Below are 19,333 nucleotides of genomic sequence, written 5' to 3' on the forward strand. Positions count from 1 at the left end.
CGAATCAGGGCAGTGCGCGAAGCGCTCGTTTGGGGTGGCGGTGGGAGACGGGTGGGCGGACCGACTCAGCCTACGCCAGCGGTTTCACCGTCAGGACGTCAGGCCGCGTACGCGCCGACCAGCAGCCCGGCGAGGGCGCCGGCCAGCAGGAACGGCCCGAACGGGATCGTGGTCTTCCGGCCCGCCCGCCGTACGACGACGAAGGCCGCGCCGTACAGCGCGCCGAGCAGGAAACCGGCGAAGGCGCCGAGCAGGACGGTGGACCAGCCGTACCAGCCGAGTACGGCGCCCATGCCGACCGCCAGCTTCACATCGCCGAAGCCCATGCCGGCCGGGTTGATGCGGTACAGCGCGTAGTAGCCGGCGCCGAGCGCGAGGGCCCCGTACAGCGCGGTGAGCCAGTGGCCGGCGTGCTCGGGCAGCAGGGCGGCGAGGCCCAGCAGGGCGAGGGCGGACGCGGCGAGGGGCAGGGTCAGCGGGTCGGGCAGCCGCTGCACCCGGAAGTCGACCACGGCCAGCAGCACGCCGACCGGCGCGAGCAGCAGCCACACCGCCAGTTCCGGCCGGGTGCCCGTGGCGGCGGCGAGGGCGGCGCAGGTCAGGGCGGTGACGAGGGAGGCGGGGAGGGCGGCGGCGGTTGGTGCGTCCGGGCGGTGGCCGACTCCCCCGCAGGCGGCGCACGCGAGCCGGCCGATCCAGCCGCGGATCGGATGGCCGTCCGGGCAGCGGTCCCGCCAGGGCTCACCGGACGGTACGGCGAAGCGGTAGACGGCGCGGGGCAGCAGCCCGCCCACGAGCGCGCCCCACACCGCGGCGACGGCCACCAGCGCCCCTGTGCTCATCCGCTCCCCCGCTCCCCGTCGCGCTCACCGTGCTCATCCGACCTTCGACAGGCGCGCCACCGGGTTGCCCTCGGCGGAACTGTCCGAGGTGAACCTCAGGTCGTCGCCGACCGGGGTCAACTCGACCTGATGCGGGGTGGGTACGCAGTGGCCGGGGTTGTCCCTGGCGCCGGTCGAGGTCGCGAGGACCTGGGTCTTCGTCACCTTCTTCAGGGTCAGGACGTCCGTGCAGACCTGGCCGATCTGGTCGGTCTGCCGGAGCTGTCCCAACTCCTTCCCCACCGTGGCCTGATGGACGGTGAGCCGGAAGGTGCCCTCGGGCAGGCTGCCGCCGAGGCCGGTGGCCTGTCCTTCCCAGGTGCCGAGATAGCGGGCCGGGATCGCGCCGGGCTCGGAGCCCGTGCCGGTGGCGTCGGTGGAGCCCGCGGTCGGCGCCTGGGAGGGGGAGGGGCCGCTGCCCGCGCCCTTGTCGCCCCCGTCCTGTCGGGCCCAGGGCTGGAGCAGCACGCTGGCACCCAGGGTCGCCGCGGCCAGCGCACCGGCGACGGCCAGCACCACCGTGCAGCTCAGCCGGCGCCCCCGGGCGCCCTCGACCGGCGCGGAGGCCGCCGCCACGCTGACGGAGAACCGGCCGGGCGGCACCGCGTCACGCGGCGCGGGCACGACGGTCGGCGCTCCGGGGACCGCGCCGTCCACACCGGTCGGCGGCCCCGGGACCGCCCCCACACCGGAAGGCGCTCCCGAGGACACCCCGCCGGCACCGGTCGCCGCGGCCGGACCCCCTGGACTCATCACCGGCGCGGGCCCGAAAGCACCGGCTCCGGTGAACGCGTTCAGCTCCGCGGGGGCAGGGGCAGGGGCAGGGGCCGGGGCCGGGGCGGGCACGGAGGCAGAGGCCGCCCTCGCACCCGCCCCCGAAGCCGGCGCCGGGACCGAGGAGCCCGTCACCGCCGGGCTGTCGAAGGGCGCCGGGCCCGAGGGTGCCGTCTCCCCCGTGTCCAGGTTCAGGAGGCGTACGGCGCTGCGGCTGACCTGCTCCACCAGGGGGCCCGGCAGCCAGCCGCCGGTGATCAGGCGGGCGGCGCCCTCGGGGGCGAGTCGGCGGCTCACCTCGGCGGGGGTGGGCCGGGAGGCAGGGTCCTTGGCCAGGCAGGCCGTCGCCACCTGGGCCAGGTCACCGCCGAGCGTGCCGAGTTCGGGCTCCTCGTGGACGACCTTGTAGAGCAGCGCGGCTGAGGAGTCGCCGCGGAAGGGCGGTTCGCCGGTGGCCGCGTGGACGAGGACCGCGCCGAGGGAGAAGACGTCGGCGGCGCCCGTTATGCCCTTGCCGAGGATCTGCTCGGGCGCCATGTAGCCCGGGGAGCCGATCGACACACCGGTGGACGTCAGGGACGCCGTACCGTCCATGGCCCGGGCGATGCCGAAGTCGATCAGCAAGGGGCCGTCCAGGGTCAGCAGGACGTTGGAGGGCTTCACGTCCCGGTGCACCAGGCCCAGTTCGTGTACGGCCGTCAGCGCCTCGGCGAGGCCCGCGCCCAGGGCCCGTACGGTGTGCGCGGGCAGCGGGCCGGCGTCCGTGACGGCCGCGGCGAGCGACGGGCCGGCCGCGTAGGCGGTGGCGACCCAGGGCACCGGGGCGTCCGGGTCCGCGTCCAGGACGGGTGCGGTCCAGGCGCCGCCGACCCGGCGGGCGGCCGCCACCTCGCGCCGGAAGCGGGCGCGGAACTCCTCGTCCAGCGCGAAGTGCGGGTGCACGATCTTCACGGCGACGGTACGGCCGCCCGCGCTGCGGCCGAGGTAGACCCGGCCCATGCCACCCGAGCCGAGCCGGCCTAGCAGCCGGTAGGGCCCGACGGTGGCAGGCTCGTCCATGTCCAGCGGCTGCATGACGCGCTCCCCCCAACGCCTCGTACCGAGATCGCCGACCCGGGGTCGGCAACCCGAGGTCACCGGCCCGAGGTCACCGAACCTCAAGACCGCTACCTCAACGGCTTGTGGGTTCAGCCTAGTGACGCGTCCTCACCGCTGCAGCAGGTCCACCTTCACGTCCGCCGGGAAACCGGTCGTCGGGCCGACGCGGCGGGCGAACTCGGCGACGGCCTCCAGTTGGGGGGTGCCGAAGCTGAAGTCGAGGGTGGTGAAGTACTGGGCCAGGGTCGCCTCGTCGAAGGACTCCCAGCGGGCCGCCTGTTCGGCGACCTTGGCGACCTCCTCCAGGGAGAGGTTGCGGGAGGCGAGGAACGCCTCGTGGACCTGGCGGGTGATGAGCGGCTCGCGTTCCAAGTAGTCGCGGCGGGCGGCCCAGACGGCGAAGACGAACGGCAGGCCGGTCCACTCCTTCCAGAGCGCGCCGAGGTCGTGGACTTCGAGGCCGTAGCGCGGGCCGTCGAGCAGGTTCGCGCGCAGCGCCGCGTCGCCGATGAGGACCGCCGCCTCCGCCTCCTGCATCATCAGGCTGAGGTCGGGCGGGCAGGTGTAGTAGTCGGGCTGGACGCCGTAGCGCTCGGCGAGCAGGAGCTGGGCGAGGCGGACCGAGGTGCGGGAGGTCGAGCCGAGGGCGACGCGGGCGCCGTGCAGGCGGTCGAGCGGGACCTGCGAGACGATCACGCAGGACATCACCGGGCCGTCGCAGCCGACGGCGATGTCCGGGAAGGCGACCAGGTCGTCGGCGTTGCGCAGGAACTCGACCAGGGTGATGGGGCCGATGTCGAGATCGCCGCGCACGATCTGCTCGCTGAGCTTCTCCGGGGTGTCCTTGGTGAGGTCGAAGTCGAGTAGGGTGCCGGTTCTCGCGAGCCCCCAGTAGAGGGGCAGGCAGTTCAGGAACTGGATGTGGCCGACGCGCGGCCGAGTGCGAGAATTGTCCACATCGCGAGACTAGACCCCGTGCCGTACGGTGTCGGGACCACCCCCACCCTCGCCGTGCCGTCGAATGGCCGATCGAACGTTCAAACATCCGGGTGACGTGATCTTGACCCCTATTGCTTTCGGCTGCCCGGATGCTAGGCTTGCCGCAAGTTGCAGTTTGGTTTCCCTTGCAGTACAGAGCCTGCGGAGCATGTAACCGCAGGCTCTCGTCGTTTTCAGACGTATGCAGTTGTGCAGCACCAGTTTCACACTTGCAGGTTCTGGAGCAGGGCAACCCTTTTGAGCCCAAGGAGGGCTTATGGCTACCGGAACCGTTAAGTGGTTCAACGCCGAAAAGGGCTTTGGCTTCATCGCCCAGGAGGGCGGCGGCCCCGACGTCTTCGTTCACTACTCCGCGATCAACGCCTCCGGCTTCCGCTCCCTCGAGGAGAACCAGCAGGTGAGCTTCGACGTGACGCAGGGTCCGAAGGGCCCGCAGGCGGAGAACGTCACCCCCGTCTGATCACTGCCTGATCGCAGAACCTGAGAGCAGTACCCAAGGAGCCCCGCGCCGTTCCGGCGACGGGGCTCCTGCCTTTGCTCCCGCCTTTTCCCCTCCCCCGCCGTCGATGAATTCTGTGCGAATTCTCTACGTGTGCTGCATGACGAGGACGAAGGTCGTCCCCGGTTCCAGTGCCTCGTACGAGTGCGCCACGTCCCCCCGATAGGTCATGTAATCGCCGGGCGCCAGTTCGGCCTCCTGTCCGGCGGGGCCCGCCTTCATCCGGCCCGAACCGACGATCAGATGTTCGACCGCGCCAGGGATGTGCGGGTCCGACATACGGGCCGCCCCCGGCTCGGCGCGCAGGCGGTAGATGTCCCGCCGGGCCCCGGGAGGGCTCGCGGACAGCAGGGTGGCGACGTAGTTCGCCTGCCCCGAGCCGACCTCCGGGCCCTCGCCGGCGCGGATCACCTGGACCTGCGGCGCGGGCGGCTCGACCAGCGCGCTGAACGGCACCCCCAGCGCGACCGCGAGCGCCCAGAGCGTCTCCACGTTCGGATTCCCGCTCGCCGCCTCCAGCTGGGAGAGCGTGGACTTCGCGATTCCCGCGCGTTTGGCCAGCTCGGACAGGGACAGGCCGGTGCGGGCGCGCTCGCGCTTGAGCGATGCGGCGATCCACTCCAGCGGGAGCCGGGCGGGGGTCCCGGCGGACGGCTCGGCCATGTCGTTCGCTCCATCGGTACGATCGTTCGGCTTGACGGACAGCCGCTGTTCGTTCCAGTGTAGAAAACATGCGTTCGGTACAGCGAACACCCGATGACATGTCCCTGGTGCGTGACAGCTCGCTCGTCTGGCTCGCCGGCGGCATCGTCGGCGTCTCCTTCGGCGCCGTCTCGGTCGCCGGCGGGCTGCCGGTGTGGGTGCCGGTGGTGATGTCCCTGGTGGTGTACGCCGGCTCGGCCCAGTTCAGCACGGTGGGGGTGCTGCTCGCCGGGGGCGGGCCGATCGCCGCCGCGGCGACGGGGCTGCTGCTCAACACGCGCACGGCCGCGTTCGGCCTCGCGGTGGCGGACATCATCGGCACCGGCCGGGCGAGCCGTCTCCTCGGCGCGCACCTGGTCACCGACGAGACGGTCGCCTTCGCCCTCGCCCAGTCCGACCCGGTACGGCAGCGCAGGGCGTTCTGGATCTCCGGGCTCGGCCTGTTCGCCGTGTGGAACATCGGGGTGTGGGCCGGCGCGCTCGCGGGGGACGCGCTGGGGGACACGGCCCGGTACGGACTCGACGCCGCGTTTCCCGCCGTACTGGTGGCGCTGGTGCTGCCCCAGCTGCGGACGGACGCGGCGGTACGGCGGTGTGCCCTGCTCGGCGCGGCCATCGCCCTGGCGCTGACGCCCGCCGTACCCGCCGGGGTGCCGGTGCTGCTCGCACTGGCGGGGCTCCTGCTGCACCGACGGCGGCCCGTGGAGGCCGCCGTATGAAGGCCACCGCCGTCGTGATCCTCGCGCTGGCTCTGGGCACCTACGCCTTCCGGCTGGTGGGGCCGGTACTGCACGGGCGGGTCGAGATACCGGCCCGGGCGCACCAGCTGGCCTCGGCCGGGGCGGTCGTGCTGCTCGTCGCCCTGCTGGCCACCGGTGCGCTGACGGAGTCCGGCGGCTTCGCGGGCTGGGCCCGCCCCGCCGGGGTCCTGGCCGGCGGGGTCCTCGCCTGGCGCCGGGCGCCGTTCCCCGTGGTGGTGCTCGGCGCGGCGGCGACGACCGCGCTGCTGCGGCTCGCTGGGGTGGGCTAGGCCGCCAAGGACAACAGACTGAAGGGGTGTCGGTGGGGTCCGCTACGGTCCCTCCCCATGACCGACACCCGGGACTTCCTGACGGCCACCCGCACGTTCTACGACACCATCGCCGAGGACTACGCCGACCACTTCCGGAACCCGCTCGCCGACAGGCCATTGGAGCGGGCGCTGCTCGGCGCGTTCGCCGAACTGGTCGGCACGGCCGGGACCGTGGCCGACCTCGGCTGCGGGCCCGGCGCGGTCACGGCCCACCTCGCGAGCCTGGGTCTGACCGTCTTCGGGCTCGACCTCTCCGAGTCGATGCTCACCGTCGCCCGCCGCGAGTACCCCGCTCTGCGGTTCGAGCAGGGGTCGATGCTGGAGTTGCCCTGCGCCGACGGTTCGCTGGCCGGGGTCGTCTCCTGGTACTCCAGCATCCACACACCTGTGGACGAACTGCCCGCGCTGTTCGCCGAGTTCAACCGCGTGCTCGCTCCCGGCGGCCACCTCCTGCTCGCCTTCCAGGCCGGCGACGAGGCGCTCCGCCTGGCTCAGCCGTGGGGGTACCCGGTGACGCTGGACTTCGAGCGACGCCGCCCCGAGTTCATGGCAGGGCTGCTGGCCGACGGCGGTTTCGCTCTCCAAGCCGGCACCGTCCGCGAACAGAACGCCGCGCTGGCGGACTCAGCGCCGCAGGCGTTCCTGCTCGCCCAGAAGAAAGGCTGACCAGGCGGCGGGGGTGACGGTGAGGTGGGCGGCGGCGGGTCGCTTCGAGTCGCGGATGTGTTCGAGCTGAGCGACGCCCGGGGAGACAAGGAGCTGCGGTTCCTGGACGGCGGGCCGGCGGACGAGAACGGGCGCGGACTCGTGGTCGTACTGGTGCTGTCGAGCCGGTGGGGCGTGACCCGGCGCACGGTCGGCAAGACCGTCTGGGCCGAACTCCCGCTCAGCCCGCGCCGGCGCTTGCGCCCCCGCCCCGGAACTCCGCCACCGTGTGCGCGAAGGCCCGGGCCGGAGGGCTGAGGGAGTCCCAGCGGCGGACGGCCCAGCCGACGGGCAACGGGCGCAATCCGGGCAGGGGGACGAGCCGCAGATCGCCCACGCCCGGCACGGGAAGCCCTGGTACGGCCGGGACCACCGCCCGGCCCACCCCCAGCTCGGCCAGCAGCAGTGCCGTGTCCCAGTCGGCGACGCTCGTGTCGTAGGTGAAGCGGACGCCCAGCTCGGCGCAGGCCGCGTCCAGGTGGACGGCGGAGGTGGAGTTGGGGGGCAGCCGGATGAGACGGATTCCCGTCAGGTCGGCCGCGTCGAGACGGGGGCGCCCGGCGAGGGGGTCGTCCGCGGGGACCGCGAGCAGCCACGGCAGTTCCGCGACCGTCCGCTGCTCGATGCCCCGGACCGGGGAGCCCACGGTGATCCAGACCAGGTCGAGGGTGCCGTCGGCCAGGGCGTCGAAGGTGCCGCGCCCCGAACTGACCGTGCGGAACTCCAGGTTGACCTCGGGGTGGCGGCGGCGGAAGGCGACCACCGCCTCGGACATGAAGTGCCGGACGGTGGTGGCGCCGGTGGCGACGCGGACGTGTCCGCTGTGGCCGTCCACCAGGTCGCGCAGTTGCCGTACGGCGATGTCGAGCCCGGAGATGCCCTCGGCCGCCGCGGCTTCGAGCATCCGCCCGGCCTGGGTCGGCAGGACGCCCCTCGGCAGCCGTTCCAGCAGCGCCACCCCCGTCTCCCGCTCCAGCCGCTTGATGTGCTGGCTGACGGCGGACTGGGTGCAGCCGAGGTCCCGGGCGACGGAACTGAGGCTGCCGGCGCGGCACACGGCCACGAACACGCGGAGGTCGTCGAGAGTCACAACTCCTAAGTTAATGCTTGGGGTTGGTGAGGAAACCCAAGGATTGGCTGGAATCAGGGGGCGTACGAAGATCGGTACCGGGCCACGGCCGACCCAGGCGGCAACCCGCTTCGCGCGCGAGGAGCGGGTGCCGACCTTCAGGGGCCGGTGGCCGGGCCGTACAGGCCCTCCACCTCGGGGGCGAAGTCGGTCATGATCTGCTCGCGGCGCAACTTCATCGACGGGGTCAGATGCCCGGCCTCCTCGGTGAAGTCCACGGGCAGTACGACGAAGCGGCGGATGGACTCCGGTCGGGAGACCAGCTTGTTGGCCTCGTCGATCGCGCGCCGCAGGACGGCGTCCAGCTCCGGGTCCCCCACGAGGAGTTCCGGCGGCACCGGGTGCTTGCCGATCATCTGGCGCCAGTGGGAGACACCGTCGGGGTCGAGGGTGATCAGCGCGGCCACGTACGGGCGGGCGTCGCCGACCAGCATCACCTGGGAGATCAGCGGGTGCTGGCGCAGCCAGTTCTCCAGCGGGGCCGGGGCCACCGACTTGCCGCCCGCCGTGATCAGCAGCTCCTTCTTGCGGCCGGTGATGGTGAGGTAGCCCTCGTCGTCCAGTTCGCCGATGTCTCCGGTCGCGAGCCAGCCGTCCCGGGTCGCGGGGACGACTCCGCCGGCCTGCGGGTCCCAGTAGCCGCGCAGGACGTGGTCGCCGGAGACGAGGATCTCGCCGTCGGCGGCGATGCGGACGCGGGTTCCGGGGAGCGGCCAGCCGACCGTGCCCAGGCGGGGTTTGAGGGGTGGGGTGACGGTGGTGGCGCCGGTGGTCTCCGTCAGGCCGTAGCCCTCGAAGATCTCGATGCCCGCGCCGGCGTAGAAGGCGGCCAGGCGCCGGCCGAGCGGGGAGCCGCCGCAGATGGCGTACCGGACGCGACCGCCCATGGCGGCCCGGATCTTGCGGTAGACCAGCGGGTCGTGGAAGGCGCGGGCCGTCTTCAGGGAGCGGCTCGGTCCGCCGCCGGTGCCGGTCTGCCGGGACTCCAGCGCCTCGCCGTAGCGGACGGCGACCGCCGCCGCCCGGTCGAAGGCGGCGGCCCGGCCGCCCGACTCGGCCTTCGCGCGGGCCGAGTTGTAGACCTTCTCCAGCATGTACGGGATGGTCAGCAGGCAGGTCGGTTTGAAGGCGGCGAGGTCCGGCAGCAGGTCCTCGGCGGCCAGGCTCGGCGCGTGGCCGAGACGGACCCGGGCCCGGACGCAGGCGATGGCCACCATGCGCCCGAAGACATGGGACATCGGCAGGAAGAGCAGGACCGACGGCTCCTCACCCTTGGCCTTGAAGACCGGGTAGAGCAGCTCGACGGCGTTGTCGACCTCGGCGAAGAAGTTGCCGTGCGAGAGGGCGCAGCCCTTGGGGCGGCCGGTGGTGCCGGAGGTGTAGATGAGGGTGGCGAGGGTGTCGGGGCCCAGCATGCCGCGCCGTACGTCCACTTCGGCGTCCGGCACCTGCACGCCGGCCTCGGCGAGCCGGGTCACGTGCTCCTTGTCGATCACCCACAGATGGCGCAGGTCGGGCAGGTGCTGGAGTTCGGGGCCGAGGGCGGCGGCCTGGGCGGCGGTCTCCGTGATCAGGGCGACCGCGCCGGAGTCGTGCAGGATCCACCGGGTCTGGAAGACGGAGGAGGTCGGGTAGACCGGCACGGTGACCAGGCCGGCGGCCCAGGCGGCGAAGTCGAGCAGCGTCCACTCGTACGTCGTCCGGGCCATCACGGCGATCCGGTCGCCCGGCACCAGCCCCTCGGCGATCAGTCCCTTGGCCACGGCCAGGACTTCCTCGGCGAAGTGCGCGGCCGTCATGTCCGTCCAGCGGCCGTCGGGGAGCCTGCGGCTGAGCGCGGTCCGGGCGGGGGCCGACTCGGCGTTGTCGAACGGCAGGTCCGCGAGCGAGCCGTGTTTCACCGGGGGCGCGAACGGCGGTACGGACACCTCCCGGACGGCGCCGTCCAGGCGCTGGACCCAGGGCTCCACGAGGACCGGGCGGCCGTCGTAGTCGATGGCGGAGACGGGGGTGCCGGAGGAGACGGAGGTGTTCGGGAAGGGGGTGGACACGGGCGGCTCCTCTGGCGTGCGCGTACCGGCGGTGCCTCGGCGGAAAGGGGTTACCGCAGGTTAGGGAGGTGATCGTACGGGTCCGCCGTGAGGGGGTTGTGCGGGTTTGGGGGTGGTACGGGGCCGGGGGTGTGCAGCCTCGGGGGTTATGTGACGAGGGCTCACTTCTGGACCGATGGCGTAGCCTTACCGGCGGTAACCTTACTTCAGAGTAAGCAGATGGGGGTGGGCGTGAGGGGTGAGTTGCTGCATCTCGCGGGCGGCGTGCTGCGCTCGCCGTTCAAGCGGCCCTGTCCGGAGGCGGAGTTCCCGCGGGAGCGGCTGGTGCTGGACGGCGTGCGGGTCGGCCACAGGCGGCTGGTCGCCTACGAGCGGGTGTGCGGCTTTCCCACCGGATCGGCCGACGGCGCCCTCCCCGTCACCTATCCGCACGTCCTCGGCTTCCCGTTGGCCATGCGGCTGATGAGCGACGCGGATTTCCCGCTGCCCCTGCTGGGGCTCGTCCACACGTCGATCGGGATCACCCGGTACACCTCCCTTCCGGCGAGCGGTGAGTACGAACTCGCCGTGCGCATCGAGCAACTGGCCCCGCACCGGCGCGGCACCGAGGCCACGGTGGTCACCGGGATGCGGGCCGGCGGGGAGGTCGTATGGGAGTCGCGGAGTACGTACCTCGCGCGGCATCGCACCGACGGGGCCGCCGAACCTCCGGAAAAGCGGCCGGCCCCGCTGCCCGTCGTCGACTCGTGGCGGCTCGCCGGGGACGTGGGCCGGCGGTACGGTGCCGCCTCCGGCGACCGCAACCCCATCCACCTCTACCCGCTCACCGCCCGCCTCTTCGGCTTCCGGCGGCCCATCGCGCACGGCATGTGGACGGTGGCACGCTGCCTGGCCGCCCATGGCACGAATGGCTCCGCCACGGTGCGGGCTCGGTTTCTGGCGCCGGTGTTGTTGCCGGGGACGGTTACTTTCGGGGCCGATGGTGCCGGGCGGTTCGAGTTGCGGGGTGCAGGGGGTCGCGTTCACCTGCTCGGAGAGGTACGGGCGCTTTCAGGCTGAGCGCCGTTGGAGGTCTCGCCCTTGCCGGGTGCGGGTGGGTGGTGGGTTGCTCGCGCCCACGCGGTGGAGCCGCATATCGATACAGCCCCGCGCCCCTAGGCATCTCCGGCAGGCGGGGTCCACACATGGCCCCGCATCAGGTTGCCCAGGCCCGACCAGGCGAAGTTCATCAAGGTGGACGCCGCCTGGCGGGCCGTGACGCCGGGCGTGCTGTTGGCCCACGCGGCCAGCGACTCCGCCGCGCCCACCAGGGCCTCGGCCAGGCCCGCCACCTCGTGTTCGGGGAGGTCGGGGTCGCGGTGGGCCTCCCTTGCCGCGATCGCGACCAGGCGGGTCACGAACGCGACGATCTCCCTGCGCATCGCGGCGGCCTCGGCCGCGAAGGGCTCGCCGTGGGTGCGGGCCTGGAGGTGGAGCACGGACCAGGCGTCGGGGTGTTCGGCGGTGTGGGCGAAGAAGGCCTGCAGGCCGTCCCAGAGCCGGCGGTCGGCGGGGAGGTCCGTGCGCACGCCGGCGCGGACGGCCTCCGTGAGGGCGGCGGCCTCGCGCCGGATACAGGCGCTGAAGAGGTCTTCCTTGGAGTTCAGGTACAGGTAGACCAAGGGCTTGGAGACCCCGGCGAGCTCGGCTATCTCGTCCATGGAGGCGGCCATGTAGCCGCGTTGCCCGAAGATGCGCACAGCGGCGTCGAGCATCTGCTGCTCCCGCACCGCACGCGGCATCCGCTTGGTCTTCGCCCCACCCATGAGGGCAAGACTAGTTGGACGCGGCTGCCCCGCCCTGCGCCCTCGCGGTGTCGTCGGCCCCGTCCTCCTGGCTGCGGTTGGCGTCCAGGTTGGCCTTCATCCGGTCGACCCTGGTCACGATCTGCACCGAGGCCCGGTCCCGCTCCTTGCGCAGCACCACCCAGCTGATCGGCGCCGACAGGACCAGCGCGAGCAGCAGCACCCACAGGCCGTTGGAGCTGCCGAAGCCGCGCGGGAAGATGCCGGAGTAGACGGCTCCCCAGACGACCACGAGGCAGCCGGCGAAGATGCCGAGGCGCATCAGCGTGTAGCGGAGCATCTCAATCCACTCGTCCGATTCCAAAAGGGGTCATCGTCCAGTGAAGCACGGACCCGGGGGGATCTTGCAGCGGGGTCAGTGGAGGGGGAGCAGCATGATGATGTCGTCGCGGTCGTCGCCGGGCGCCACCCGGATGGCGCCGGGCACCCGGCCGACCTCCTTGTAGCCGCAGGAGCCGTAGAACCGCTCCAGGCCGAGGCCGCCCCGGCAGGTCAGCCGGATCGCGTCGACGCCGTCGAAGGTGCGGGCCGCGTCCGCCGCGGCCGCCAGCAGGTCGCGGCCGTACCCCTTGCCCTGGTGCCTCGGGTGGACCATCACCGTGTACAGCCACACCCAGTGCGTCTGCAGCCGGTGCGTGTTGAAGGCGAAGAACGCGGTCGCGGCCGGCTCGCCCGTCTCGTCGCACCCGACCAGCAGCCGGTGCCGCCCCTCGGCCATGCCCACGAAGTGCCGCACCAGCTCCGGCCGGACGTCCTCCCGGCTCACCGGCGGTACGAAGCCCACGGCGCCGCCGGCGTTGGAGACGTCCGTCCACAGGTCGAGGATGCCGTCGCGCAGGGCCGGGGTGATGGCGGGGTCCAGCGTGAAAGTAAGTGGCATGCGGGCAGTGTAGCCATTACCCGAGGGCTCGGGCAGCCACTTTCAGGTCGGCGACCAGCCCTTGGTACGCGGCCTTCCTGTCCTCGTCGTCCTGCGCCCGGAGGACCGAGGACGGGTGCACGGTGGGCACCAGCCGCTCGGGCCGCCCGTGGATCTCCCGCTCCAGCACGGTGCCGCGCACCTCCCCCACCCGGAACGACGACCCCAGCAGCGCCTTCCCGGCCGTCGCGCCCAGCACCACGATCAGCTCCGGCTCGACCAGCGCCAGCTCCGCCGCGAGCCAGGGGCCGCAGGCGGTCATCTCCCTCAGGCTCGGCGCCTTGTGGATGCGGCGCTTGCGGGGTTCGGCCTGGGTGAACTTGAAGTGCTTGACGGCATTGGTCACGTAGGCGTCGCCCGGGTCGATCCCGGCCTCTGCGAGCGCTTTGTCCAGCATGCGGCCCGCGGGCCCGACGAAGGGTCTGCCCTGCCGGTCCTCCTGGTCGCCGGGCTGCTCACCGACGAGCATGATGCGGGCGTGCGCGTTGCCCGCGCCGAACACCGTCTGGGTGGCGTTCTCGTGCAGCGGGCAACCACGGCAGTCGGCGGCGGCTTTCCGCAGGGCGGTGAGACTGGCGCCCTCCGGGACGAAGGGCTCCGCCGTGTAGGCGTCCTCGGGGGCCTTCGTAGCAGCCATGCGTGCCGGGTACCCCCGCTGAAATGTCACACCCGCATCGGCTGCGGGGACTCCCGGCGCGCCGGGTCCGGGCCGTCGTACTCGCGGATGATCTCGTACCGCGTGTTCCGCTCCACCGGGCGGAAGCCGGCGTCGCGGATCACTTCCAGCAGGTCCTCGCGGGTCAGCTTGTTCGGCGTGCCGAAGTTGTCCGCGTCGTGGGTGATCTTGTACTCCACGACCGAGCCGTCCATGTCGTCCGCGCCGTGCTGGAGGGCCAGCTGGGCGGTCTGCACGCCGTGCATCACCCAGAAGACCTTCACGTGCGGGACGTTGTCGAACAGCAGGCGGGAGACCGCGAAGGTCTTCAGCGCCTCCGCGCCGGTCGCCATCTGGGTACGGGCCTGGAGGGTGTTGCGTACCTTGCCGTCCTTCATGTCCACGAAGTCGTGCTGGTAGCGCAGCGGGATGAAGACCTGGAAGCCGTTCGTCTCGTCCTGCAGCTCGCGCAGCCGCAGGACGTGGTCGACGCGGTGCCTCGGCTCCTCGATGTGGCCGTAGAGCATGGTGCACGGGGTCTTCAGCCCCTTCTCGTGCGCCAGGCGGTGGATCCGGGACCAGTCCTCCCAGTGGGTGCGGTGGTCCACGATGTGCTGCCGGACCTCCCAGTCGAAGATCTCCGCGCCGCCGCCGGTGAGGGACTCCAGGCCCGCGTCGATCAGCTCGTCCAGGATCTCCGAGGCGGACAGACCGCTGATCGTCTCGAAGTGGTGGATCTCCGTCGCCGTGAAGGCCTTCAGGGAGACGTTCGGGAGGGCCGCCTTCAGCTCCCTGAGCGAGCGCGGGTAGTAACGCCACGGCAGGTTCGGGTGCAGGCCGTTGACGATGTGCAGCTCGGTGAGGTTCTCCGACTCCATCGCCTTGGCGAGCTTGACGGCCTCCTCGATGCGCATCGTGTACGCGTCCTTCTCGCCCGGCTTGCGCTGGAAGGAGCAGTAGGCGCAGGAGGCCGTGCACACGTTGGTCATGTTGAGGTGCCGGTTGACGTTGAAGTGCACCACGTCACCGTTCTTGCGGGTGCGCACCTCGTGCGCGAGCCCGCCGAGCCACGCCAGGTCGTCCGACTCGTACAGCGCGATGCCGTCCTCGCGGGTCAGCCGCTCACCGGAGCGGACCTTCTCCTCCAGCTCGCGCTTGAGCCCGACGTCCATGCCAACACGCCCTTTCTACGACAGCCGGACCAACCGTATCCCTAGACCTCTTCGGGCAGTTCCCCGACCCGGTTCTCCCACTTGGTGGAGAGCACGATCGTGGTCCGGGTGCGCGAGACGCCCTTGGTGCCGCTGAGCCGGCGGATGATCCTCTCCAGGCCGTCCACGTCCGTCGCCCGCACCTTGAGCATGTAGGAGTCGTCGCCGGCGATGAACCAGCAGTCCTCGATCTCCGACAGGTCCCTGAGGCGCTGGGCGACGTCCTCGTGGTCGGCGGCGTCGGAGAGCGAGATGCCGATCAGCGCCGTGACGCCGAGGCCGAGGGAGGCCGCGTTCACCGTGGCACGGTAGCCGGTGATGACACCGGCCGCCTCCAGCCGGTTGATGCGGTCGGTGACGCTCGGGCCCGACAGGCCGACGAGGCGCCCCAGCTCCGCGTACGAGGCCCGGCCGTTCTCCCTCAGGGCCTGGATGAGCTGCCTGTCCACCGCGTCCATGCGATCGAAGCCTTCCGCTGAAGAGTCTGAAGAGGTCTGAAGAAGTCTGAAGAGGTTTCCGAAGAAGTCTGACCAGGTTCCCGTGGCGATGAGCGGTACCGCCCGCGCGCTACTGGTCCGTGCCGCCGCCCAGTTCGCCCTTCCAGCGCCGGTACAGGCCGTGCCCGGCGCCCGCCGCGTCCAGCACCCGCCCGGCGACGAAGTCCACCAGGTCCTGGATGTGGGTGGCACCCGCGTAGAAGGCGGGCGAGGCCGGTACGACGCTCGCGCCGGCGTCGTCCAGCGCCACGAGGTGCCTCAGGGTCTGGCCGCTGAGCGGGGTCTCCCGCACGGCCACGACCAAGGGGCGGCGCTCCTTGAGGGTGACGCTCGCCGCCCGCTGCAGCAGATCCTTGGACAGGCCCAGCGCGACGCCCGCGACACAGGCCGTCGAGGCGGGCACGATCAGCATCCCCTTGGCCGGGTACGACCCCGAGGACGGCCCGGCCGCGAGGTCGCCCGCGCTCCAGTACCGCACCGCGCTGATGTCCACGTCGAAGGTCCCGGGCTTGCCGTCGGCGCCCCGGGCCAGCCATTCCCGCAGGTCGTCCTGCCAGTGGGCGTCCCGGAACGAGATGCCCGTCTCGTCCAGCAGCGTCAGTCGCGAGGCCCGGCTGACCACCACGTCGACCGCCTCCCCGGCCCCGAGCAGCGCCCGCAGCACGGCCGCCGCATACGGCGTCCCGGACGCACCGGACACCCCCACGATCCAAGGCACGCGCTGCGATTCTCCTGCGTTCACACTTTGAGCGTACCGGCGGACCGAACCGTCAGACGGACAGCCCCCGCACCAGCAGGTCGAGCAGCGCGCACACGAACAGGGCGATGCCGATGAAACCGTTGACGCTGAAGAAGGCCCGGTTCAGGCGGGAGAGGTCGTGCGGCCGGACGATCGAGTGCTCGTAGAGGAACGCGCCCGCGACGATCAGCAGGCCGAGCCAGAAGAAGGCACCCGCGCCGGTGACGAGGCCGTACCAGACGAACAGGGCCGTCGTGATCGTGTGGCAGGCGCGGGCGCCCCAGATCGCCACCGGGATGCCGAAGCGGGCCGGTACCGACATGACACCGATCTCGCGGTCGGTCTCCACGTCCTGGCAGGCGTAGATCAGGTCGAAGCCGCCGATCCAGATGCCGACGGCGAGGCCGAGGACGGCCGCGTCCCAGTCCCAGGTCCCGGAGATGGCCAGCCAGCCGCCCACCGGCCCCATCGCCTGGGCGAGGCCCAGGATCGCCTGCGGGAAGTTCGTGAACCGTTTGCCGTAGGGGTAGATCACCATGGGGATCACCGCCACCGGCGCCAGGGCCAGGCACAGGGGGTTGAGCAGGGCCGCCGCGCCCAGGAAGATCACCAGGGCGATCAGGGCGCCGGTCCAGGCGTGCCGGACCGACATCGCGCCGGTGACCAGCTCGCGGTGGGCCGTACGGGGGTTGCGGGCGTCGATCTCGCGGTCGATGATCCGGTTGACCGCCATCGCGAACGTGCGCAGGCCGACCATGCAGACGGTGACCAGCAGCAGCCGGCCCCAGTGGATGTTCCTGTCCCACTCGTACATCGCCGTGAGGGAGGCGATGTAGGCGAAGGGTAGCGCGAAGATCGAGTGCTCGATCATCACCAGGCGCAGAAAGGCCTTCGTGCGTCCCGGCTGGGGGATCGCGGCGGAAGCGCTGCTCACAGGCCGTACTCCTTCCAGCGGCGGTCCACCAGGGCCGCCGTAGCCGGGTCCGACAGGACCATGTCCGGCCAGCCCCCGTCGCGGGTGTAGCCCTCCTCGGGCCACTTCTTCGTCGCGTCGATCCCCGCCTTGCCGCCCCAGAACTGCTGGTAGGAGGCGTGGTCCAGATGGTCGACGGGGCCTTCGACGACCGTGAGGTCACGGCCGTAGTCGGTGTTGCCGAGGGCCCGCCAGGCGACCTCGTGCAGATCGTGCACGTCGCAGTCGGCGTCCACGACCACGATCAGCTTGGTCAGGGACATCATGTGCGCCCCCCAGATCGCGTGCATCACCTTCTGCGCGTGCTTGGGGTACTTCTTGTCGATCGAGACGATCGCGCAGTTGTGGAAGCCGCCGGCCTCGGGCAGGTGGTAGTCCACGATGTCCGGGACGATGATCTTCAGCAAGGGGAGGAAGAAGCGCTCCGTGGCGCGGCCCAGCGGGCCGTCCTCCGTCGGGGGGCGGCCGACCACGATCGACTGCAGCAGCGGGCGCCTGCGCATGGTCACGCAGTCGATCTTCAGCGCCGGGAACGGCTCCTGGGGGGTGTAGAAGCCGGTGTGGTCGCCGAAGGGGCCCTCGGGCAGCATCTCGCCCGGCTCCAGCCAGCCCTCCAGGACGACCTCGGCGTTCGCCGGGACCTGGAGGGGGACGGTCTTGCAGTCGACCATCTCGATCCGCTTGCCCGCGATGAACCCGGCGAACAGGTACTCGTCGATGTCGCCGGGCAGCGGCGCGGTGGAGGCGTAGGTGACGGCCGGGGGGCAGCCGAAGGCGATGGCGACGGGCAGCCGTTCGCCCCTTCTGGCGGCCACCTGGTAGTGGTTCCGGCTGTCCTTGTGGATCTGCCAGTGCATGCCGATGGTGCGCCGGTCGTGGCGCTGCAGGCGGTAGAGCCCGAGGTTGCGGATGCCCGTCTCCGGGTCCTTGGTGTGGGTGAGCCCCAGGTTGAAGAAGGAGCCGCCGTCCTTGGGCCAGGTGAACAGCGCCGGGAGCCGGTCGAGGTCCACCTCGTCGCCGTGCAGGACGACCTCCTGCACCGGGGCCTCCTTGACCTTCTTCGGCGGCACGTGGGTCATCGCGCCGAGCTTGCCGAAGGCCTCGCGCACGCCGACGAAGCCGTGCGGCAGCTCGGGCCGCAGCAGGCCGCCGATCTTCTCGGAGATCTCGCCGTACGACTTCAGGCCCAGGGCCTTGAGCAGGCGGCGGTCGGTGCCGAAGACGTTCATGGCCAGCGGCATCGCCGAGCCCTTCACGTTCTCGAAGAGCAGGGCGGGGCCGCCGGACTTCTGTACCCGGTCGACGATCTCCCCGACTTCGAGATACGGGTCGACCTCGGCCTTGATGCGCTTGAGGTCGCCCTCGCGCTCCAGCGCCCGCAGCAGGGAGCGAAGATCGTCGTAAGCCATGAGGCCCAGTATCGCCGACGGACCGCTTTGTCCCCGCGCCCACCCCTGCCCTGCCGGGCGTCCGGGAAGGCTGGGATACTCGGCGATCATGAGACGCCGTCGCGTGTTACCGGTCCTGGCCGTGCTGCTCGCGCTCGCCGCGTGTACGCCTCAGCAGGACGAGGACACCTCCGTCGATTCCCTGCTGACCCGCATTCCCGCCGCCGACCGCCAGGCCGCTCCCGACCTCTCCGGCACCGCCCTCGACGGCGGCCGGGTCCGGCTGTCCGACTACCGCGGCAAGGTCGTCCTCCTCAACGTCTGGGCCTCCTGGTGCGGCCCCTGCCGCGCCGAGGCGCCGGAACTGTCGCAGGCGCAGCGGCACTTGGCGGCCAAGGGGGTCCAGGTGCTGGGGGTGGACACCGACGCCGACCGGTCCCAGGGCCGGGCGTTCGCCGGCGACCACCGGCTGTCGTATCCGAGCCTGTACGACGCCGGCGGCCGGCAGCTCGTGCACCGGCTGCCCGGGAAGTACCTGGGACGGGCGCTGCCGTACACGCTGTTCGTCGACCGGCAGGGGAGGATCGCCGCCCAGGCCGTGAGCGGGCTCACGGAAGCCGACGTGCGCGCCCTCACCCGTCCGCTGCTCGGCGAGAAGAGCTGAGCCGGACTCAGTCACCGTCCAGGCAGCGGTCGCTTTGCCGCACCGGTGCGACCAGCCGGCTCAGTTCCATGAGTACGGCGTCGGTCTGCCGGACCGAGGCGGCGAGCGTCACCTCCACGGCGGGCCTGCGCCCGTAGGTGACGAGGAGGCTCCGGCCGTCGCGCGCGGCGACCCGGCGCAGCACCCAGTCCACGCCGTTCACGGAGATGCACGAGTCCTTGGTGGGTGCGGGCGGGTTGAGGCCGCAGCGCAGCCGCACCGTGCCATGGCCCCAGGCCGCCAGGCCCTCATAACTGACCCGGTCGCGCCGGTCACCGTCCAGGCGGTCCGGGTAGTGCGCGGCGATCCGCGCGCACACCGGGTCCTTGGCGAGCGGCGGCTGCCGCATGCCGTACACCGGCGAGGCCAGCTCCCGCGCCACCAGCACCCCGGCCAGGGCCAGCCCTCCCGCGGCCACCCCGGCCGCCGCCCATCTCCTGCGCGAACCCGTCCTCATCACGGCCACCTCTCCCCCGGTCCACGGGTGGCGATCA

General features: G+C 71.8%; 23 protein-coding genes. 6 read left to right on the plus strand and 17 right to left on the minus strand.

The window, feature by feature from the left end; translation table 11 throughout:
- Positions 1 to 98: 98 nt before the first annotated feature.
- The 3 genes from ACIBJF_RS19665 to ACIBJF_RS19675 form a co-directional block, all read right to left on the minus strand.
- Positions 99 to 842: a prepilin peptidase gene (locus ACIBJF_RS19665; RefSeq protein WP_399175137.1), complete on the minus strand. Its 744-nt coding sequence runs from the start codon at positions 840 to 842 to the stop codon at positions 99 to 101.
- A 33-nt stretch (positions 843 to 875) separates the two neighbouring features.
- On the minus strand, positions 876 to 2,729 hold the full coding sequence (locus ACIBJF_RS19670; protein WP_399175139.1) for a serine/threonine-protein kinase: 1,854 nt from the start codon (positions 2,727 to 2,729) through the stop codon (positions 876 to 878).
- A 132-nt stretch (positions 2,730 to 2,861) separates the two neighbouring features.
- Entirely contained in the window at positions 2,862 to 3,710 is an 849-nt protein-coding gene (locus ACIBJF_RS19675; protein ID WP_399175141.1) for a menaquinone biosynthetic enzyme MqnA/MqnD family protein, read from the minus strand.
- A 298-nt stretch (positions 3,711 to 4,008) separates the two neighbouring features.
- On the opposite strand from ACIBJF_RS19675, the gene ACIBJF_RS19680 reads away from it, so the two are divergent.
- The gene (locus ACIBJF_RS19680; protein WP_003992177.1) at positions 4,009 to 4,212 is read left to right on the plus strand and encodes a cold-shock protein; all 204 of its coding nucleotides are present in this window, start codon (positions 4,009 to 4,011) and stop codon (positions 4,210 to 4,212) included.
- A gap of 126 nt (positions 4,213 to 4,338) precedes the next feature.
- Here ACIBJF_RS19680 and ACIBJF_RS19685 read toward each other — a convergent pair whose 3' ends face one another.
- A complete protein-coding gene (locus tag ACIBJF_RS19685; protein ID WP_399175142.1) occupies positions 4,339 to 4,914 on the minus strand; it encodes a helix-turn-helix domain-containing protein in 576 nt (191 codons plus the stop codon).
- Positions 4,915 to 4,982: 68 nt separating this feature from the next.
- Here ACIBJF_RS19685 and ACIBJF_RS19690 point away from each other — a divergent pair, with 68 nt between their 5' ends.
- The 3 genes from ACIBJF_RS19690 to ACIBJF_RS19700 are packed head-to-tail and all read left to right on the plus strand — an operon-like array spanning position 4,983 to position 6,691.
- On the plus strand, positions 4,983 to 5,672 hold the full coding sequence (locus ACIBJF_RS19690) for an AzlC family ABC transporter permease (RefSeq protein WP_399175144.1): 690 nt from the start codon (positions 4,983 to 4,985) through the stop codon (positions 5,670 to 5,672).
- Positions 5,669 to 5,983 carry an AzlD domain-containing protein gene (locus ACIBJF_RS19695; RefSeq protein WP_399175146.1) on the plus strand — a complete coding sequence of 105 codons (315 nt, stop codon included), beginning with the start codon at positions 5,669 to 5,671 and terminating at the stop codon, positions 5,981 to 5,983. Before ACIBJF_RS19690 ends, ACIBJF_RS19695 begins: the two co-directional genes overlap by 4 nt.
- A gap of 57 nt (positions 5,984 to 6,040) precedes the next feature.
- Positions 6,041 to 6,691, plus strand: coding sequence for a class I SAM-dependent methyltransferase (locus ACIBJF_RS19700; protein WP_399175148.1), 651 nt, complete (start codon positions 6,041 to 6,043; stop codon positions 6,689 to 6,691).
- On the opposite strand, the gene ACIBJF_RS19705 is transcribed toward ACIBJF_RS19700, so the two are convergent.
- The 3 genes from ACIBJF_RS19705 to ACIBJF_RS19715 all read right to left on the minus strand — a co-directional run bounded on the left by ACIBJF_RS19705 (position 6,650) and on the right by ACIBJF_RS19715 (position 9,856).
- A complete protein-coding gene (locus ACIBJF_RS19705) occupies positions 6,650 to 6,748 on the minus strand; it encodes a DUF397 domain-containing protein (RefSeq protein WP_399175239.1) in 99 nt (32 codons plus the stop codon). The genes ACIBJF_RS19700 and ACIBJF_RS19705 overlap by 42 nt on opposite strands.
- Before the next feature lie 163 nt (positions 6,749 to 6,911).
- Entirely contained in the window at positions 6,912 to 7,820 is a 909-nt protein-coding gene (locus ACIBJF_RS19710; protein ID WP_399175150.1) for a LysR family transcriptional regulator, read from the minus strand.
- A gap of 137 nt (positions 7,821 to 7,957) precedes the next feature.
- Complete coding sequence (locus tag ACIBJF_RS19715) at positions 7,958 to 9,856, minus strand: AMP-dependent synthetase/ligase (RefSeq protein ID WP_399175241.1); 1,899 nt, start codon at positions 9,854 to 9,856, stop codon at positions 7,958 to 7,960.
- 273 nt (positions 9,857 to 10,129) lie between these two features.
- On the opposite strand from ACIBJF_RS19715, the gene ACIBJF_RS19720 reads away from it, so the two are divergent.
- Positions 10,130 to 10,969 (plus strand): MaoC family dehydratase, encoded by an 840-nt coding sequence (locus tag ACIBJF_RS19720; RefSeq protein WP_399175152.1) that lies wholly within the window; start codon positions 10,130 to 10,132, stop codon positions 10,967 to 10,969.
- Between the two features lie 95 nt (positions 10,970 to 11,064).
- Here ACIBJF_RS19720 and ACIBJF_RS19725 read toward each other — a convergent pair whose 3' ends face one another.
- The 9 genes from ACIBJF_RS19725 to ACIBJF_RS19765 all read right to left on the minus strand — a co-directional run bounded on the left by ACIBJF_RS19725 (position 11,065) and on the right by ACIBJF_RS19765 (position 18,157).
- Positions 11,065 to 11,715: a TetR/AcrR family transcriptional regulator gene (locus ACIBJF_RS19725; RefSeq protein ID WP_399175154.1), complete on the minus strand. Its 651-nt coding sequence runs from the start codon at positions 11,713 to 11,715 to the stop codon at positions 11,065 to 11,067.
- Between the two features lie 10 nt (positions 11,716 to 11,725).
- On the minus strand, positions 11,726 to 12,034 hold the full coding sequence (locus tag ACIBJF_RS19730; RefSeq protein ID WP_399175242.1) for a DUF4229 domain-containing protein: 309 nt from the start codon (positions 12,032 to 12,034) through the stop codon (positions 11,726 to 11,728).
- Between the two features lie 75 nt (positions 12,035 to 12,109).
- On the minus strand, positions 12,110 to 12,634 hold the full coding sequence (locus ACIBJF_RS19735) for a GNAT family N-acetyltransferase (protein WP_399175156.1): 525 nt from the start codon (positions 12,632 to 12,634) through the stop codon (positions 12,110 to 12,112).
- A 16-nt stretch (positions 12,635 to 12,650) separates the two neighbouring features.
- Positions 12,651 to 13,310, minus strand: coding sequence for a UdgX family uracil-DNA binding protein (locus tag ACIBJF_RS19740; protein ID WP_399175158.1), 660 nt, complete (start codon positions 13,308 to 13,310; stop codon positions 12,651 to 12,653).
- A 26-nt stretch (positions 13,311 to 13,336) separates the two neighbouring features.
- The gene (gene mqnE, locus ACIBJF_RS19745) at positions 13,337 to 14,500 is read right to left on the minus strand and encodes an aminofutalosine synthase MqnE (RefSeq protein WP_399175160.1); all 1,164 of its coding nucleotides are present in this window, start codon (positions 14,498 to 14,500) and stop codon (positions 13,337 to 13,339) included.
- A 41-nt stretch (positions 14,501 to 14,541) separates the two neighbouring features.
- A complete protein-coding gene (locus ACIBJF_RS19750) occupies positions 14,542 to 14,997 on the minus strand; it encodes an Lrp/AsnC family transcriptional regulator (protein WP_351802403.1) in 456 nt (151 codons plus the stop codon).
- Positions 14,998 to 15,106: 109 nt separating this feature from the next.
- Entirely contained in the window at positions 15,107 to 15,754 is a 648-nt protein-coding gene (locus ACIBJF_RS19755; RefSeq protein WP_399175244.1) for a UbiX family flavin prenyltransferase, read from the minus strand.
- A gap of 52 nt (positions 15,755 to 15,806) precedes the next feature.
- On the minus strand, positions 15,807 to 16,709 hold the full coding sequence (gene mqnP, locus ACIBJF_RS19760; RefSeq protein WP_399175162.1) for a menaquinone biosynthesis prenyltransferase MqnP: 903 nt from the start codon (positions 16,707 to 16,709) through the stop codon (positions 15,807 to 15,809).
- Positions 16,706 to 18,157 carry a menaquinone biosynthesis decarboxylase gene (locus ACIBJF_RS19765; RefSeq protein WP_351802409.1) on the minus strand — a complete coding sequence of 484 codons (1,452 nt, stop codon included), beginning with the start codon at positions 18,155 to 18,157 and terminating at the stop codon, positions 16,706 to 16,708. Before ACIBJF_RS19765 ends, mqnP begins: the two co-directional genes overlap by 4 nt.
- Positions 18,158 to 18,245: 88 nt before the next feature.
- Between ACIBJF_RS19765 and ACIBJF_RS19770 the strand changes: the two genes are divergently transcribed.
- Positions 18,246 to 18,800 (plus strand): TlpA family protein disulfide reductase, encoded by a 555-nt coding sequence (locus ACIBJF_RS19770; RefSeq protein ID WP_399175164.1) that lies wholly within the window; start codon positions 18,246 to 18,248, stop codon positions 18,798 to 18,800.
- A 7-nt stretch (positions 18,801 to 18,807) separates the two neighbouring features.
- On the opposite strand, the gene ACIBJF_RS19775 is transcribed toward ACIBJF_RS19770, so the two are convergent.
- Complete coding sequence (locus ACIBJF_RS19775; RefSeq protein ID WP_399175166.1) at positions 18,808 to 19,296, minus strand: DUF3515 family protein; 489 nt, start codon at positions 19,294 to 19,296, stop codon at positions 18,808 to 18,810.
- Between the last annotated feature and the right edge of the window lie 37 nt (positions 19,297 to 19,333).

The sequence above is a fragment of the Streptomyces sp. NPDC050743 genome (assembly GCF_044456925.1).
GTDB lineage: Bacteria > Actinomycetota > Actinomycetes > Streptomycetales > Streptomycetaceae > Streptomyces.